This window comes from Beduinella massiliensis, from assembly GCF_900199405.1.
GTDB lineage: Bacteria > Bacillota > Clostridia > Christensenellales > Aristaeellaceae > Beduinella > Beduinella massiliensis.
This window is the reverse complement of the sequence record NZ_LT963430.1, coordinates 1145147-1161426: the sequence shown is the minus strand read 5'-3', so window position 1 is coordinate 1161426 and position 16280 is coordinate 1145147. Positions and strand designations below refer to the sequence as shown.

Annotated in this window: 12 protein-coding genes; 5 read left to right on the top strand and 7 right to left on the bottom strand. The window is 63.9% G+C overall.

The genetic code is table 11. The features are described 5' to 3' along the window. Positions 1–39: 39 nt before the first annotated feature. From C1725_RS05880 to C1725_RS05855, 6 genes are all read right to left on the bottom strand, one after another. On the bottom strand, positions 40–1158 hold the full coding sequence (locus tag C1725_RS05880; RefSeq protein WP_102410729.1) for a glycoside hydrolase family 88 protein: 1119 nt from the start codon (positions 1156–1158) through the stop codon (positions 40–42). Then, positions 1142–2929: a DUF2264 domain-containing protein gene (locus C1725_RS05875; RefSeq protein WP_102410728.1), complete on the bottom strand. Its 1788-nt coding sequence runs from the start codon at positions 2927–2929 to the stop codon at positions 1142–1144. Before C1725_RS05875 ends, C1725_RS05880 begins: the two co-directional genes overlap by 17 nt. A 2-nt stretch (positions 2930–2931) precedes the next feature. Continuing rightward, positions 2932–4749 (bottom strand): heparinase II/III domain-containing protein, encoded by a 1818-nt coding sequence (locus tag C1725_RS05870; protein WP_102410727.1) that lies wholly within the window; start codon positions 4747–4749, stop codon positions 2932–2934. A 4-nt stretch (positions 4750–4753) separates the two neighbouring features. Further along, the gene (locus C1725_RS05865; protein WP_102410726.1) at positions 4754–5620 is read right to left on the bottom strand and encodes an ABC transporter permease subunit; all 867 of its coding nucleotides are present in this window, start codon (positions 5618–5620) and stop codon (positions 4754–4756) included. Positions 5621–5637: 17 nt separating this feature from the next. Beyond that, the gene (locus C1725_RS05860; protein ID WP_346026394.1) at positions 5638–6588 is read right to left on the bottom strand and encodes a carbohydrate ABC transporter permease; all 951 of its coding nucleotides are present in this window, start codon (positions 6586–6588) and stop codon (positions 5638–5640) included. A 156-nt stretch (positions 6589–6744) separates the two neighbouring features. Next, positions 6745–8004: an extracellular solute-binding protein gene (locus tag C1725_RS05855; RefSeq protein WP_102410725.1), complete on the bottom strand. Its 1260-nt coding sequence runs from the start codon at positions 8002–8004 to the stop codon at positions 6745–6747. 508 nt (positions 8005–8512) lie between these two features. On the opposite strand from C1725_RS05855, the gene C1725_RS05850 reads away from it, so the two are divergent. From C1725_RS05850 to C1725_RS05840, 3 genes are all read left to right on the top strand, one after another. Further along, on the top strand, positions 8513–9568 hold the full coding sequence (locus C1725_RS05850) for a substrate-binding domain-containing protein (protein WP_102410724.1): 1056 nt from the start codon (positions 8513–8515) through the stop codon (positions 9566–9568). Positions 9569–9693: 125 nt separating this feature from the next. Beyond that, the gene (locus tag C1725_RS05845; RefSeq protein WP_346026393.1) at positions 9694–10566 is read left to right on the top strand and encodes a helix-turn-helix domain-containing protein; all 873 of its coding nucleotides are present in this window, start codon (positions 9694–9696) and stop codon (positions 10564–10566) included. A gap of 37 nt (positions 10567–10603) precedes the next feature. Further along, positions 10604–11719: an SLC13 family permease gene (locus C1725_RS05840; protein ID WP_102410723.1), complete on the top strand. Its 1116-nt coding sequence runs from the start codon at positions 10604–10606 to the stop codon at positions 11717–11719. Here the strand turns inward: C1725_RS05840 and C1725_RS05835 are convergent. Beyond that, positions 11704–12594: a LysR family transcriptional regulator gene (locus tag C1725_RS05835; RefSeq protein ID WP_346026392.1), complete on the bottom strand. Its 891-nt coding sequence runs from the start codon at positions 12592–12594 to the stop codon at positions 11704–11706. The two genes, C1725_RS05840 and C1725_RS05835, sit on opposite strands and share 16 nt — an antisense overlap. Positions 12595–12751: 157 nt before the next feature. Between C1725_RS05835 and C1725_RS05830 the strand changes: the two genes are divergently transcribed. Together C1725_RS05830 and C1725_RS05825 are read left to right on the top strand one after the other, a co-directional pair. Continuing rightward, entirely contained in the window at positions 12752–14479 is a 1728-nt protein-coding gene (locus C1725_RS05830) for an ABC transporter transmembrane domain-containing protein (RefSeq protein WP_102410721.1), read from the top strand. A gap of 48 nt (positions 14480–14527) precedes the next feature. Beyond that, positions 14528–16270: an ABC transporter transmembrane domain-containing protein gene (locus C1725_RS05825; RefSeq protein ID WP_102410720.1), complete on the top strand. Its 1743-nt coding sequence runs from the start codon at positions 14528–14530 to the stop codon at positions 16268–16270. Positions 16271–16280: the final 10 nt, after the last annotated feature.

Below are 16280 nucleotides of genomic sequence, written 5' to 3'. Positions count from 1 at the left end.
GCCCGCCGCGAGCTTTTGCTCGCGGCGGGCCTTGCTATTTTACTTCCACAGCATCGGGTCGGTGCCGCGCAGCTTGGCGATGGCCTCCACGAAGAAGTAATCGCCGTAGGTGATGTTCGTCTCCTGCCCCGCGCCGTCCTCGTGATAGGCGGCGGTGCAGCGCGTCAGGATGCCCTGGCACCGATCCGACCAGTCGGCGCAGCTCTCGCAAAGCGCGCGGAGCATGCGCACGGCGGCGTCCCGGTACATCGCCTGCTCGTGTTCGCCTACGCAGTCCGCCAACTCCAGCAGGCCGCAGGCAGCGCAGGCGCTGGCGATGTTGTCGAGCTTTTGCGGTTCCTTGGGCTGACGGAAATCGCAGTCGATCAGTCCGTCCGCGCGGATGTTGGAGATGAAGTAGTGCGCCACGCGCTTGGCCGTATCCAGATAGCGCGCGTCTCCCGTGTGCAGGTAGCTGATGACGAACCCGTAAAGCGCCCAAGACTGGCCACGCGACCACGAGGAGCCCGCACAGTAGCCCTGGCCGCCCGGCGCGTCGAGCATCTCGCCCGTCTCCGGGTCGAAGATGACGATGTGGTTGCACGAACCGTCGGGCCGCACAAAGCAGCGCATGGTCGTGTCGGCGTGCGTGCGCGCGATCTTGAGAAAACGCGGATCGCCCGTCTGCTCGTGCGCCCAGTAAAGCAGCGCCAAATTCATCATACAGTCCACGATCGCCCAGCCCTCGCGTCCCTTCTGCCCCCAGGCGCGGATAAAGCCCGTGGGGTTAAAGCGCCCGGCGAGAATCGTCGCCGCGTGCAGCGTATCGCGCCGCGCCTCGTCGCTGCCGGTCAGCTTATAGTCCGCGCCGGACGAGAGCAAGTACATGAAGCCCACGTCGTGGTTGAGCAGCTCGAAGCTCATCAGCTCCTTCTGCAGCAGCTTTTCCACCCGGCGCGCCTCCCGCAGGAAACGTTCGTCCTTCGTACCCGCGTAGAGCTGCCACATGAGCGCGGGCCAGAAGCCGTTCGTCCACCAGCTGTCGCCGTCAAAGGGCGAGGCGATCCAGGTTCCGTTTTCGCTCTTATAGGGGATCAGCTCCATGCGCGCCGCCAGCTCGCTGGAAGCCGTAAACTTTCCGACGATCTTCTCCCAGGCCTCGTCAATCCACTGCTGCATACGTCAAAACCTCCTGTGGCATGTCCGCCCACTTTTGTTCTCCATCGACCACCGCGCCGAGCACGGCGCTCACCAGCACCGTCTCCCCCGCCGGAACGTCCGCCGCAAGCGAAGGAAGCAGCGTGCGCGGGTAGAGCAGGTTGGTGTTGGGCTCCGGCTGGGTGACCTGCGCCGCCCCAAAGCCGCGCAGCGCGCGCACGCCGCTCACGCCCCAGGGGGCCTTCACGACCGCAAAATCCTTCCCCGTCTCTTCCTGCGGGCGCACCCTGCCGTCCTCGCGGCGAATGGCGAAGCCACCCTCCGCCACCTTCAGCGGCCGGTCGGTCACGATGCGCTGCACGCGCACGTGCCAGTCGCCCATCGGGATCACCCTCGTGGAAACCGTGACGCCCGCAAACGGACGCCAGGTCGAGCGCACCTCCGTCTCCGTCAGCTCGAAAGCATCGCAGCCGTAGCGCGCGTGGTAGCTCACGCCGTCCTCGCTGACCGCCAGCATGCTGTCAAACGCGCCGCACTTGTAGAGCTTGGCGCTCTTGGGCACGCTGAACGCGAAGGCCGTGGAGTAAACGAACTTCTCGTACTTGGCCTCGTCGTGCGCGTGCTCCTTGCAGTGCTGCCCCGCGGTAAACGCCTGCACGTGCAGGTTTTGCTCGTCGCGCACGATCAGCATGCGCGCCATCTCCTCCAGAAGCTTCCGGGGCGGCGTGTAGGGCCGCTCCTCGCTTTTCCAGAAAGGATGATCCCCCGGCAGCATCAGCGGGGCGAACGACTTCATCGCCCAATAGGCCGAGCCGAAGGCGTTGTATCCCTCGCCCATGATGAGGTTCGGGTAACCGTAGCCGATGGTCAGCACGCCGTCGCGCGTGAAGATCGGCCGCTTCAGCCACCAGCGCATATTTTGCAGCAGGATGTGCTTGATCTCGCCCATACCAAGCCCCGGCGCCTCCACGCCCGCGGCGGCCATGGCCGCGAAGAATGCGCTTTGCGCGAAGCGGTAGGTCAGGCTGCGGCCGAACGGCAGCGCCGCGCCGTCGGCTGAAAACCAGGCCGCAAACTGCGGAGCGAACAGGCGCGCGCGATCCTTAAAGCGCTCCGCGCGCTCGGGGTCGCGATCCTTCATCGCGATGGCATAGATCAGCCCGTAGTAATGAAACGCCCAGGGCGTGTAGTAGTCGCGCTGCGTCTCGTAATCGTAGTACCAGCCCTGTCCCTCGTAATGGCTTTCCACCAGGGCGAGGTCCTCGTCCAGCCGCGCCCGATCGTAGGGCCTGCCGCAGAGCATGAAGCCGCAGTTCACCAGCACGCGGAAGAAGCGCCAGTTGTTCTTCGGCATGTCGTGCGCGTTGATCTGCCCAAGCCAGCGGCAGACGTCGTCCTGCGCCTTCGGGGGCAGATCGCCCAGGAAGCGCTCCGGCACGAGGCAGAGCGCCATGCCCATGACCGCCATCTCGACCATGCGCTGGTCGAAGGGGCCGATGTCGCCCCAGTATTCTGGGTGCGCGGGATCGGTGCCGTTCTTCAGCCCCTCGCGCCACCGCTTCCACAGCGGCTCAGCCGCCGGGCTTTTCGAAACGAGCATGGGCACGATCGCCCAAAGCGGGCGCGAGAACGCCTCCATCTCCGCGATGTCCGCGGGATAGACGGCGCCCGTCTCGCCCAGGTTCAGCCGCGCGCAGCCCTCGCTCAGCAGCGGCTCGAGCGGGGCGAGCATGTCAAGCGCAGCGCGTTCAAAGTCCGAACGCGTAATCAGCGGGTTGTTTTGAATGTCCATCTTCAGGGCCTCCTCGAAAAAGTGAACGACGCCTCGTGACGCGGCGCGGCCGCCGAACGGACGGTCAGCCGGTAAAAGCTTCCGGGGAAGTTTCCCGCCATGCGCGCGTCCGTCACGGGGATTTCTTCATATTGTATGTCGCAGCCCGACGGAACCGAGAGCGCGAGCTTTCCGAAGGCCACGGCGTCCTTTGAAACCCTGGGCTCCTGGCGCAGCATGAAAACCCAGGTGACGGCCTGCGCGCTCGACAGCTCCATGGCGTCGGTCAGCGTGAACGCATCCTCCGTAAGGGTACAACGGCGATGCAGGCGCAAAGCCCCCGCCTCCTCCGGGTAGGCGGCCGCGATGTCCATCTCCATGCCGCCCTGCAAAAAGCGGACGTCCCGCGCGCAATGCGTCCGGCCCGCCGCCTGCTCGTATTCTCCGATCAGCGGCAGGTTGTGGTTCTTGCTGCGCGTGTTGAAGAGCGTGTAGCGCTCCAGCCCGAACGTCTGCGCCGTGTAGACCATGTTGCCCACGTCCACGACCGCCGGTTCTCCGTCCACGTAGAGCAGGAACGCGCCCACGTCGTTGTGGTTGTGGTTTTCTGCGTTGTGGCCGCCCTTCATCGCGCCAAACAGGCCGCCGCGCCGCCCGGCCCAGACCTGAAGGTCCGGCAGGCACACGTCCGCCTCCGCCTCCGGGGGCTTCGCCTCCCCCACAGGGCGGAACAGCTTGCACAGCACGCGGTAGGTTTCCGGCGTGTCCACGGGCAGCACACGCGGATCCTCATGGGCGATCTGGGCGCCCAGCGCCCTGAGCGCCTCGTCCTTCGTGTACTCGCCGTAGCGGTAGACGCGCTCTCCGTCCAGCATGGGCCGCGCGTCGCAGTCCGCGAAGTTCAGGTAGTACGGCCCGGCGATGTGCGCCCTGAGCGGGAACGCGCCGATGGCGTGAATGTGGGCGTCGTCAAAGAAGCTTACGCGCCCGCCCGTCGCGTCCATCACGTGCTCCAGGCAGCAAAGCAGCGCCCCGCCCGCCATGTTCCAATAGCCCGCGCCCTCGTCGCACCCGCCGTCCGGCGGCATCACGCGAAGGTAGCTGTCCAGCATGCGCAGTCCGCGCGAAAGCCCCTCGGCCAGCCGACGGTCGTCCGTCTCCCAAAGGCGCATCGCATCCATGACGTTGGAAACGATCCACGGCGTCCAGTTGTTCACGTCGCTGCGGATCATGCCCATCCACCAGAAGTCGTCCCTATACATAAAGGGCTCAAAGATGCGCCGCTCCGTCTCGTCCTGCGCGCGGCGGACGAGCAGGGGCGACACGCCGTCCAGCGCGTCCCTAAGCAGAAAGCAGACCCACGCGACCGTGGAGGCCGTCTGCGCGGCAAACAGGTCGATGTAGGGGTTCTTCGCGTCCGGCAGGGGGCGCTCCTTCTGCGGGCGCATGCCCGGGTGATCCGAGCCGTTGTGCGCGCTGATGCCCCAGAACGTCTCCTCGCAGATACAGAAGAGGCCGTCCACCACGTCGTCCAGGTAGCGCCCCTCCCGCGTCAGGCACTCGGCCAGCGCGCAGCAGAGCAGGTGGCGCCGGCGCTCGAAGTACGGGCGCTCGTACGCCTGACGCGAACCGTCGCGCACAAAGGCGAGGAACTGCGTGGCGGTAAGCATCGGATAGCCCGCGCCCAGAAACGCGTCCGCCGCCGCGAGAATCTCTTCTCGCGCAGCCGGCGAGACGCGCGCCCACGCCGCCCGGTCGGCGGCCGCGGGAAAGGAAATGCGCTCCCCCCGGGAGGCAAGGAGCGCATGCAGAGGATGAAGTTTTAGATATTCGTCAAACATGGCATCAGCCCTTCAGGCCGGTCGTCGCGATACCCTCGATGAAGTAGCGCTGCAGGAACAGGAAGACGACGGTGACCGGGACCAGGGAGCACAGCGACGCGGCCATGATCAGGTTGTAATCGGCCGTGTACGCCTGGATGAAGCGGCGCAGGCCGACCTGGATGGTCTTGTTGAGATCGCTGGTCAGGTAGATCAGGGGGCCCATGTAGTCGTTCCAGGTGTTGACGAACGTAAAGATGCACAGCGTCGCGATGGCGGGCTTGGCCAGCGGCAGCACGATGCGCGCCCAGATGCCGTACTCGCTCAGGCCGTCGATACGGGCCGCCTCGCTCAGCTCGTTGGGAATGCCCAGGTAGAACTGGCGCATCAGGAACACGCCGAACGCGGAAAACGACTGGAGCACCACCAGCGACCACAGCGTGTCGTACAGGCCGATGTTGCGCATCATGATGAACTGCGGCACCATGTAGACCTGCCACGGCACCGCGATGGTGCCGATGTAGCACATGAACAGCAGGTCGCGTCCCTTGAACTGCATCTTCGCAAAGGCGTACGCCGCGAAGGAGGAGGTCAGAATCTGCATGAAGGTGACGACAATCGCGACGACGGCGGTGTTCTTAAAGTACGTGAGCAGCGGCACCTTCTGCCAGATTTCCACGTAGTTTTCGAAGCGGAAGGTTTCGGGAATCCAGTGCATGGGGATGGTGAACACGTCCGTACTCGTCTTGAGCGAGGAGGAAATCATCCACACGAACGGAACCAGGGCGACGATCAGGAAAAAGATCAGGAACGCGTAGAGCACGATGCGGCCGACGACCTTTCCGGCCGTCAGCGGAGCGGAAGACTTTTTCTTGGCAGCTACAGCAGTCATGTGAGCTTCCTCCTTTCTTACATGTAATTGACCCATTTTTTCTCAGCCCGGAACTGAACGAACGTGACCAGCAGCACGATGGCCAGCAGCACCATGGAGACCGCGCTGGCGACGCCGTACTGCGCGGTGGTCGCGATGTTCGGCCCGCCGAAGCTGAGCTCGTAGATGTAGGTGACCAGCATCTTCGTCGCACGCCCAGGACCGCCCTCGGTCATGATAGCGACGACGTCGTAAATCTTGAAGCAGGAGATGACCATCATGATGGACACGAAGAACGTGGTCGGGGTCAGCATCGGCATGGTCACCTTCCAGAACTTCTGCCAGCCGTTCGCGCCGTCCATCGTAGCGGCCTCGTACAGCTCGCCCGGCACGCCCTGCAGGCCCGCCAGGTACATGACCATGTAGTAGCCCGCGTTGCGCCAGACGCTGACGATGATGATCGACCAGATCGCCAGGTCGCGGCTCTGCGTCCAGCTCTTGCCGACGTTGATGCCGATCGCGCCGAGAATCTGGTTGACGGGGCCGGTCTTCATGAGCAGGAAGTTCCAGCACACGCAGATCGCGACCAGGGAGGCGACGTACGGGAAGAAGAACGCCGCGCGGAAGAAGTTCGCGCCCTTGACCGCCTTGTTGAGCACCAGCGCGAGGCCCAGCGCAAACGCGATGGTCAGCGGCACGGTGGCGAGGGTGTAGCACACCGTGTTCTTGAGCGCGATGCCGAGGTTCGAGCGCGTGAAGCTGAAATTCTTGAAGATGGTGCGGAAGTTATCCAGCCCCGCGAAGGTGATCTGATCCACCGCGCCGCCGTTCCAGTTCAGGAAGGCGAGGATGATCGAGAAGATGACCGGAATGAACGTGAAGACCAGGAATCCGATGAAGTTGGGCGCCAGGAATGAATAGGCGATCAACGTGTTGCGTTTTTCAAGCCTGCTCATCTTGTGCTGTTTGGGCGCTGCGCTCTGTGCCATCTCGTTTGCCTCCTTGTCCTTTTTGATAGGATGTTCAAGACGGGTGCCTTTCGGCCCGTTCGTCTCAAAATAGGCGCGCCGCGCGTACCCATTTTCAGGCGAACGGACGCAAAGAGAGGGGGAGGGACGACATTCGCCCTCCCCCTTCATGCCGGATTACTCGCCCAGCACTTCCGCGACGCGGTCTTCCATCTCCTGGATGCCCTCGTCCACGGACAGTTCACGGGACATGATGAGCGTATGCTCTTCGTTGACGATCGTCTTGATCTCGCTGACGCCGTCGCCGATCGGCCACTCGAGCGCGATGTTGGTCGGCAGCAGCGCGGCCTTGCTGGCGTCGTCCTGCGGGAAGCCGTCGGCGGAAGCCATGACCTCCGCAACCGCGTCGCTCACGTAAGCGGGGCGGGTGCCGGTGGCGGCGACGACCTTCGCGCCTTCCTCAGAGCACAGCCAGGAGATGAAGTCCCACGCGGCATCCTGGTTCGCGCTCTTGGCGTTGATGGCAACGCCCGTCGGGGAACCGAAGGAAGAACCGGCGGCCACGCCGTCCAGGTGCGGAACAGCGGTGATGCCGAAGTCAAAGTTCGCGGTGCCGTCCTTCTGATAGCCGATCAGCGTGGAGACGTACCAGTAGCCCATGGGCAGCATGGCGATGTTGCCCTTGGCGAAGGCGCCGGAGTAGTGCAGGTTGGCAGCCTTCACTTCGTCGTAAGGCATGCAGGCGCCCGCGTCTTCCAGATCCATGTACAGGTTGTAGAAGTACTTGAGGTCTTCGTAGTCGCCGTCGGCCAGCGTGTTCACGCCGTCGCACACCGCCCAGTTCGCGACCGCGGAAAGCCAGGTGTGGTAGTGCGTGCCGTAGTTGCCCTTGTCGGCGTCGGTCATCTTCTTGGCGAGCTCAGCGTACTCGTCCCACGTCATGTCGTTGGTGGGATAGGCGACGCCAGCCTCGTCGAAGAGGTTCTTGTTGTAGAACATGACCCAGAAGTCCGCGCGGAACGGCAGCGCGTAGTAGGCGCCCGTCGCCGGATCCGTGTAGCACTTGTCCATGCCGGCATACTTGGTCATGTCGTAGCCGGTAGAAGCGATCTTCTCGTCGAGGTTGACCGCGAAGCCGGCGTTGAGCCAGTTCTGCAGGTCGGACAGTTCCTTGACGATCATGATGTCCGAATCGTCGCCGCCGGACAGCATCGTGGAAACCTTGGTGTTGTAGTCCTGCGAAGCGATGTCGATCCACTCGATCTTCACGTTCGGGTTCGCGGCCTCATAGCCGGTCTTGATCGCCTCGTAGTACGGGGTCGTCGCCACGTCCCAGCAGGTGACCTTCAGGGTGACGGTGTCGTCCGCCAGCACCATGGAAGGCACCAGAGATGCCACCATCATCAGGGACATGAGCAGAGCAAGAAGCTTTTTCATGGTTGAGTTCCTCCTATTATTATTTCACGGATGCTCCCATCCGTTGGGCACAAAACGTAAAGGTTTTATGACAGGCCTTCGCCACGCATTCAGACCGCCTTCGAGCGGTTTTTTTTGCTTTCCGCACTGCCCGCAGGCGCCTTGGTTCCTCCTGCGCAAAACCTTTGCCATTTGCGTCAAAATCCGGAATTTCTGTAAGCCCTTACTATTTTATCAAAAGCAATTATCGTTTCTCGATCTGATAGAATTATAGGCATTGTCCCATTCCATGTCAAGTATGTGCTGCAAATTTTCCTCAATTTCTATAAAAAATTTTAAAAGCTGGCTATTTTTCTGTTTTTCGGTTGCCTAAGTTTTTTAAAATGACAAAACTTTCAGCGCGCCATTGTAAGCGCTTACGGATTGTGATATACTCTATATAGCGTATTGGTTTCCCCACAAAAGAGAAGGGGCAGGATGCATCCGCCGCCCTTTCGGTACGGGTACACGCAAGAAGGAGGCGGTCATTATGGCAGGCGAACAGGCGACCATTTACGACATCGCGCAGGAAGCGGGCGTATCCATCGCTACCGTTTCCCGCGTGCTGAGCGGGGCGAAGGGGGTCAGCGCCAGAACGAAGGAGCGCGTGACCGAGGTCATGTTACGGCGAAACTACCGCCCCAGTTCCATCGCCCGCGGGCTGTATCAGCGCAAGTCGCGCCTGCTGGGCATCGTCATCCCCAGCGTCGGCCATCCCTATTATGCGGAGCTGTTCGACGCGGCGACGCAGGAGGCCTCGCGCGGCGGCTACGCGCTGGTAACGTACTATACGCCCCTGGGCGCAGGCATCCCGGACGGCCTCGTCGACCGGCTGATCGAGCAGCGGCTCGACGGCGCGCTGCTGGTAGGCGGCATCGTCGAGGGCGCGCCGAGCGAGGGCGTCGTGCGCGAGCTGTCGCGCCTGCAAAGCGCCATGCCCATCGTCACAATCTGTCCGCCCATCGAGGGGCTGCACTGTATCACCATCAGCAGCGACCTCTCCTCCAGCGTGCGGCTGAGCCTGAGCCACCTGTACGGCCTGGGCCACCGGCGCATCGCCTTTCTGGGCGGTTCGCACGAGGTGCGCTCCTCCGGCGAGCGCGAGCGAAGCTTTCTTTGCGAAATGGCGCGCCTGGGCCTTTCGGTCGTCAGCGAATACCGCCACGAGGCGGGCTACGCCCCGGAAGACGGCGAGCTGGGCGTGCTCAAGCTGCTCTCCCGCCTGCCCAAGGAGCAGTGGCCGACCGCGCTGATCGCGATCAACGACCTGGTCGCGCTGGGGGCGCTGCGCCAGCTTCGGCGCATGGGCCTTCGCGTGCCGGAGGACATGGCCCTCATCGGATGCGACAACCAGTTCTTCACGCCCTATACCGATCCGCCGCTCACCACGGTGGATCTGCACCCCGCCGACCACGGCCGCAGCGCCATTCAGGAGCTGATCGGTGCGCAGGGCGGCGAGCCCATCGTCTTTTCGCAGATTCGGGAGGCTTCCCTCGTCGTGCGCGAAAGCTGCGGCGCGCGCCTCGGGCCGCGCGCGCTCGGCTGATACAGCCTCATCTTAACGCAAAAGCGCGCAGAATTCCTTGCATTGTTTTATTGAAATATTGCATCTCTTTACTTTCTTTGTCTGTTTTTCATGGTATAATGGAGCAAAGCAAAGGAGGGTTGCACATGGATATCCGCGCCACCCTCTCTGCCCGCGCGTCCGCGCCGCAGCTGGAGCGCTTTACGGAGCCCATCCGCAGCCACCACATGCTGACGGCGGGCGGGCAGTCCATCGCCTACCACATGCACGACGTCTACGAATGTCACCTCTTTCTCGGCGGAGACGCCGACTTTTACGTGGAGGATCGAAAGTTTCACCTCGTCCGCGGCAACCTGATCGTGCTCAACAGCTTTCAGCTCCACCGCTACGTCGTCTCCGGCGGCGAACCTTACGAGCGCGTCGCTACCCACTTTCAGCCCGAGTTGGTGCGCAGCGTCTGCACGCAGGAAACGGACCTGCTCGCCTGCTTTTCGCGCGACCTCAACGCCGAGGGCAACATCCTCTGCCTCAAAGGGCGCGCGCTGGACGACTACCTCTCCCTCACGGACCAGCTGCACACCGCCCTCGCTTCCTCGGACTACGGCGGCGACGTGCTCGCGTTCACCTACCTCGTGCAGATGCTGGTGCTCATCAACCATGCCTTCAGCGCCTCCACCTACGAAGGGCGCAGCACGATGCCGGAGCTCTCACAGGGCGTAATGCAGTACATCAATCAGAACCTTACCCGCGCGCTCACGCTCGACGAAATCGCGGGGCACTTCTTTCTCAACAAATCGTACCTCAGCCGCCGTTTCAAGGAAGAAACCCACTGTTCCTTGCAGAACTACATCATCTTAAAGCGCATCGCGCTGGCCAAATCGCTGCTGTGCGACGGGCGCAGCGTATCGGAAGCCTGCACGCTTTCGGGCTTCAACGACTATGCAAACTTCATCCGCTGCTTCAAAAAGCACACGCAGATGCCGCCAGGACGGTATAAGGCCGCGATGGCAAAAAAATAGCGCCGCCGGCGCAACGCAAAAGAGGGATTTATCGTCCATGCAGAAAGTCGCCGCTTTTTTTCGACGCGAGGCAGTCTTGGCGATCGCGCTCTCGCTCGCCCTGCTCTCCCTGTTCATCACGCCCCCGGACGCGCTCTACGCAGGTTACGTCGATCTGAACGTCCTGATGATGCTCTTTTGCCTGATGACCGTCGTCTCCGGCCTTCAGCGCTGCGGAGCGTTCCGCGCCCTGGCCGGGCGCATCGTGAAACGCGCGCGCGGCACGCGCGGCCTTTGTCTGATGCTGGTGCTTGCGTGCTTCTTTTCCAGCATGCTGGTCACGAACGACGTAGCGCTCATCACATTCGTGCCGCTGACGCTGCTTTTGCTCTCCTTTTCCGGTGAGCGCTGCCTGCTGCGCGCCGTCGTCCTGGAGACGGTCGCCGCGAACCTGGGCAGCATGGCCACGCCCATCGGCAACCCGCAAAACCTCTTTCTTTATACGCGTTACAGCCTGCGCGCGAGCGAGTTCTTCCGCACCGTGCTGCCGCTGGCCCTTTTGAGCCTGCTGTCGTGCGCTCTTCTCTGTCTCCTCGTGCCCGACCGCCGCGTGTCGTTTTCGCAGGGCGGGGAAGAGACGCCTCTGAACCGAAAGCTTCTTTTGTTTCACGGCGCCCTCTTCGCGCTCTGTCTGCTCTGCGTGCTCAAGCTCCTGCCGGTAGCCGCCTGTTTCGCCGCCGTCGCCCTGCTGACGCTGCTGTTCGACCGGCAGGCGCTTTTCGGGGTGGATTACGCGCTGCTGATGACGTTTGTCTGCTTTTTCGTGTTCGTGGGCAACGTGGGGCGCGTGCCCGCCGTGTCGCAGGCGCTTTCCGGGGCCATGGCCGGGCGCGAGACGACCGTTTCCGCGCTCTGCTCGCAGGTCGTCAGCAACGTACCGGCCGCCATCCTGCTCGCTCCGTTCACCGAGGACGCGGCGGCGCTGCTGCGCGGTGTCAACATCGGCGGGCTCGGCACGCCCATCGCCTCGCTCGCCAGCCTGATTTCCCTGAAATTCTACCTGCGAAGGACGGAACGGCAGACCGGGCGCTACCTTCTGTTCTTTTCCGCCGTCAACTTCGGCTTGCTCCTGTTTCTGCTCCTGCTCTGCGGCGCGCTTTACCCCGCCGCATGACCCTGCGGCCGCGTCAGCGCCGCGATAAATTCCGCCGCCACGCGCGAAGGCGCGCGCTCCTGAGGCCAGACCACGCAAATCTGGGTTCTGAGCGCCGCCTCCGCAAACGGGCGGCTTTTGATATCCGTGCTGTCGACCAGCGAAAGCGCGCAGCGCGGGACGACCGCCACCCCCAGCCCCGCATGCGCCCATTGCAGGGCCGTGCGCGCGTCGTCGCTGTAGCAGCGCACATTGAGCAGCGCGCCCTCCGCCCGGCTCGTCTCCTCCAGCAGGCGCTCAAACCGCCGGTAGATCGTGAGCGGCCACCGCTGTGCGTCCAGCAGCGTCACCGTCTCGCCCGCGGGGATGCCAAAATCCTCCGCGGCGAGCCACGCGGCGATCATGGGCTCCTCCTCGAAGGCGACGACGGAAAGCCCCTCGCGCGCAAACGGCGTGCGCACGACGCCCACGTCGACCAGCCCCTGACGCAGCAGCTCCATGACGCCGAACGTGTTCTGCTCATAGATCTTAAAACGGACGTCCGGGCTCTCCTCGATAAAGCGGCGCATGCCCCCGCGCATGAGCAGCCCGCCGGAGGAGGAGATCATCCCGATGCGAAGCTCCGGACCGCTTTCTCCCGCAAGCGTGCAAAGCTCGCCGCGCGTCGTCTCCGTCAGCTCCAGAATCTGCCGCGCCCGCTCGTACAAGTGCCTGCCCGCCTCGGTCAGGGTGCACCTTCGCGGGCCGCGCTGCACGAGCCGCACCCCTAGTTCCTCCTCCAGCGCGCGAAGCTGATGGCTGAGCGGGGGTTGGGCGATGTGGAGCTGCGCCGCCGCCCCGGTGATGCTGCCCGCCTCGGCGATGGCGGTGAAGTATTCGAGCTGCTTGAGGTTCATACCGCGCCTCCCATATTTTATCCGTATAGTTCGCATATGAATTGTATATTTTTATTATAGCAGGCTTTGTGCTACAATACCACCGGAGCTGAAAATCCCGCTGCTCCGCCGCGGGCGCGCTCCCCCTAAAGCATTATCATAAGGAAGAAGGGCTTTCGTGAATCTCATCCGGCGTTATTTTCCCCGTTACCGGCGGGACATCCTGCTGGGCCAGTCGTTTAAGCTGGTCGAGGCGGTATTGGAGCTGTTCCTGCCGCTGGTGATGGCCAGCCTCATCGACGAGGGCGTGAAGACCGGCGAGCGGTCCGTGATCTTCGCGCGCGGCGCGCAGATGCTGCTGATCGCCCTGATCGGCCTCGCGACGGCGCTCGTGTGCCAGGTCGTGGCCTCCCGCGCCTCGCAGAACTTCGGCACGGAGCTGCGCGGCGACGTATTCCGTCACCTGAATACGCTCTCGCACGCGGACGTCGACCGGTTCGGCACGGCCTCGCTCATCACGCGCATCACAGCGGACGTGAACCAGCTGCAATACGCGCTGGCGATGCTCATCCGCCTCGTCGTGCGCGCGCCGTTTTTGTGCGTGGGGTCCATCGTGATGGCGATGTGCCTGAACCTTCAGCTCTCCGCGGTCTTTCTCGTCATCACGCCGTTGATCGCGCTGACGCTCTACCTCGTGATGAAGCGGAGCATTCCGTTCTTTTCGCAGATGCAAAGGAAGCTGGACAGGATCGCCCGCATCAGCCGCGAGAATCTGGAGGGCGCTCGCGTCGTGCGCGCCTTTTCCCGGCAGGAGCACGAGCGCGCGCGCTTTGCCGAGGCCGCCGACGACTACACGGACACGGCGGTGCGCGTCGGGCGTCTCTCCGCGCTGCTCAACCCTGCCACCTCCGTGGTGATGAACTTCGGCATCCTCGCGATTTTATGGCTCGGCGGCGCGCAGGTGCAGCGGGGCATCCTATCGCAGGGCGTGGTCATCGCCTTTATCAGCTACGTGACGCAAATCGCCCTGCAAATCGTCGTCGTCGCGAACCTCGTGACGACGTTCACCAAGGCGGGCGCGTCCCTTGCGCGCGTGCAGGAGGTGCTTTCCGCTGAGCCGTCCCTGCAGGATGCGGGCAGCGACGGCGAGACAGCGGGCGCGGACGCGGTCGAATTCGACGGCGTCTCCTTCCGCTATCCCGGCGGCGGGGAGGACGCGCTGTGCGGCGTCTGTCTTCGCGTGCCCTCCGGATGGACGGTCGGCGTCATCGGCGGCACGGGCTCCGGCAAGTCCACGCTCGCCTCGCTCATCCCCCGCTTTTATGACGCGACCGCGGGGAGCGTGCGCGTCTTCGGCACGGACGTCTCGCGCTATCCCCTCCCGAGGCTCCGCGGGATGATCGGCTTCGTGCCGCAGGCGGCGGCGCTGATCGGCGGCAGCGTGCGCAAGAACCTGCTGATGGGCAAGCAGGATGCCACGGACGAGGAAATCTGGCATGCCCTCGACATCGCGCAGTCCCGCGCCTTCGTGGAACGCCTGCCGGGCCGACTCGATTACCTCGTCGAGGAGGGCGGCAAGAACCTGTCCGGCGGACAGAAGCAGCGCCTCACCATCGCCCGCGCGCTTTTGCGCCGCCCGCGCATCCTGATCCTCGACGACAGCGCCAGCGCGCTCGACTTTCAGACGGACGCAGCGCTCCGCCGCGCCATTCACGAGGACACGCAAGACATGACCGTCTTCATCGTCTCGCAGCGGGCGAGCGCGATTCGCCAGGCGGATCTGATCGTCGTGCTCGACGACGGGCGCGTCGCCGGCCAGGGCACGCACGCCGCGCTCATGGAAAGCTGCGAAATCTACCGTGAAATCTGCCTGTCCCAGCTAAGCTCCGACGAGGCGGCGGGATAAGCGCCCCGCAATTTACCGGCACATCGCGAAAAGGAGTAAATCGATCCAATGAAAAAAGCTGTGCTTTTGCGCCTCTGGCGCTACATCCAGGGCAGCCGGGGCCTGCTCGCCGCCGCGCTCGTAAGCGCCGCCGTCAGCGTCGCCCTATCCCTCGCGGGCCCGCTGCTCGTGGGCCGGGGCGTAGATCTGCTGACCGGCGCGGGGCAGGTGGACTTCGGCGCACTTGGCAGGCTCACGCTCGCCCTCGTCGGGCTTTACGTGCTCGCTGCGGCGGCCACGTGGCTGCTGGGCTACTTCAACAACGCCGTCAGCTACCGCACGGTGCGCGCGTTGCGCACCGACGCCTTTGAAAAGCTGCACCGCCTGCCGCTGTCCTACATCGACCGCACGGCGCACGGCGATACCGTGGCGCGCATCGTCGCGGACGCGGAATCCGTCTCCGACGGGCTGCTGCAGGGCATGACGAATCTGTTTACCGGCGTCGCCACCATTCTGGGTACGCTGATCTTCATGCTCTCCCTGAACCCCTGGGTCACGCTCGCGGTCATCCTCATCACGCCCCTTTCCATCGCCGTCGCAGCGCTGATCACCCGCCGCTCGCACAGGCTGTTCCGCGAACAGGCGCAGACGCAGGGCGAGCTCAGCGGCTACGTAAACGAGATGATCGGCAATCAGAAGCTCGTGCGAACCTTCGGCTACGAGGCGCGCGCGCAGGAGGAGTTCGGGGAGATCAACGAGCGGCTCCGCAGGTGCGGCTTCCAGGCGCAGGTGTTCTCCGCGCTCATCAACCCCTGCACCCGCTTTGTCAATAACGGCGTCTACGTCGCGGTCGGCGTGGCGGGCGGGCTGATCTCGCTCGCGGCCGGCGGCCTCACGATCGGCGGGCTCTCGGCCTTCCTCACCTACGCGAACCAGTACACCAAGCCCTTTAACGAGATCAGCGGCGTGCTTGCGCAGATTCAGACGGCGATCTCCGCGGCGCAACGCCTCTTTAACCTGCTGGACGAGGAAGAGCAAAGCCCGGATGCGCAGGGACTGCCCGCCGTCCGAGGCGCGCGGGGCGAGGTCGCGTTTCAGGATGTCACGTTCGGCTACGTGCCGGAGCGCACGCTCATCCGCGGCATGAACCTCACGGTGCACGCCGGGCAGCACGTCGCCATCGTCGGGCCGACGGGCGCGGGCAAGACCACCCTGGTGAACCTGCTCATGCGCTTTTACGAGCTGAGCGGCGGCACGATCCGCATCGACGGACGCGACATACGCGACATGACGCGCGGAGATCTGCGCGGCCTCTTCGGCATGGTGCTGCAGGAAAGCTGGCTGTTCGGCGGTACGATCCGCGAAAACATCGCCTACGGCAAGCCCGACGCGACGATGGAGGAAGTCGTCACGGCCGCCAAGGCCGCGCACGCGCACAGCTTCATCAAGCGCCTGCCGCAGGGCTACGACACCCCCGTCACCGAGAGCGGCGCGAACCTGTCGCAGGGGCAGCGCCAGCTGCTGTGCATCGCGCGCGTGATGCTCTGCGACCCGCCGCTGCTCATCCTCGACGAGGCGACGAGCTCCATCGACACGCGCACCGAACAGCGCATCCAGAAGGCCTTCGACGCGATGACGCAGGGCCGCACCAGCTTCATCGTAGCCCACCGCCTCTCCACCATCCGCGACGCGGACGTGATCCTCGTGATGAACGAGGGCGACATCGTGGAGCAGGGCCGCCACGACGAGCTGCTGCAAGAGGGCGGCTTCTACGCGAAGCTTTACAACAGCCAATTCGCCAAGACGGCGTGAGGCGCCCCAT

What these genes read in the sequence shown, in the direction of transcription:
- C1725_RS05880 (WP_102410729.1), bottom strand. Translation starts at nt 1,158, where the DNA reads ATGCAGCAGTGGATTGACGAGGCCTGGGAGAAGATCGTCGGAAAGTTT.
- C1725_RS05875 (WP_102410728.1), bottom strand. Translation starts at nt 2,929, where the DNA reads ATGGACATTCAAAACAACCCGCTGATTACGCGTTCGGACTTTGAACGC.
- C1725_RS05870 (WP_102410727.1), bottom strand. Translation starts at nt 4,749, where the DNA reads ATGTTTGACGAATATCTAAAACTTCATCCTCTGCATGCGCTCCTTGCC.
- C1725_RS05865 (WP_102410726.1), bottom strand. Translation starts at nt 5,620, where the DNA reads ATGACTGCTGTAGCTGCCAAGAAAAAGTCTTCCGCTCCGCTGACGGCC.
- C1725_RS05860 (WP_346026394.1), bottom strand. Translation starts at nt 6,588, where the DNA reads ATGGCACAGAGCGCAGCGCCCAAACAGCACAAGATGAGCAGGCTTGAA.
- C1725_RS05855 (WP_102410725.1), bottom strand. Translation starts at nt 8,004, where the DNA reads ATGAAAAAGCTTCTTGCTCTGCTCATGTCCCTGATGATGGTGGCATCT.
- C1725_RS05850 (WP_102410724.1), top strand. Translation starts at nt 8,513, where the DNA reads ATGGCAGGCGAACAGGCGACCATTTACGACATCGCGCAGGAAGCGGGC.
- C1725_RS05845 (WP_346026393.1), top strand. Translation starts at nt 9,694, where the DNA reads ATGGATATCCGCGCCACCCTCTCTGCCCGCGCGTCCGCGCCGCAGCTG.
- C1725_RS05840 (WP_102410723.1), top strand. Translation starts at nt 10,604, where the DNA reads ATGCAGAAAGTCGCCGCTTTTTTTCGACGCGAGGCAGTCTTGGCGATC.
- C1725_RS05835 (WP_346026392.1), bottom strand. Translation starts at nt 12,594, where the DNA reads ATGAACCTCAAGCAGCTCGAATACTTCACCGCCATCGCCGAGGCGGGC.
- C1725_RS05825 (WP_102410720.1), top strand. Translation starts at nt 14,528, where the DNA reads ATGAAAAAAGCTGTGCTTTTGCGCCTCTGGCGCTACATCCAGGGCAGC.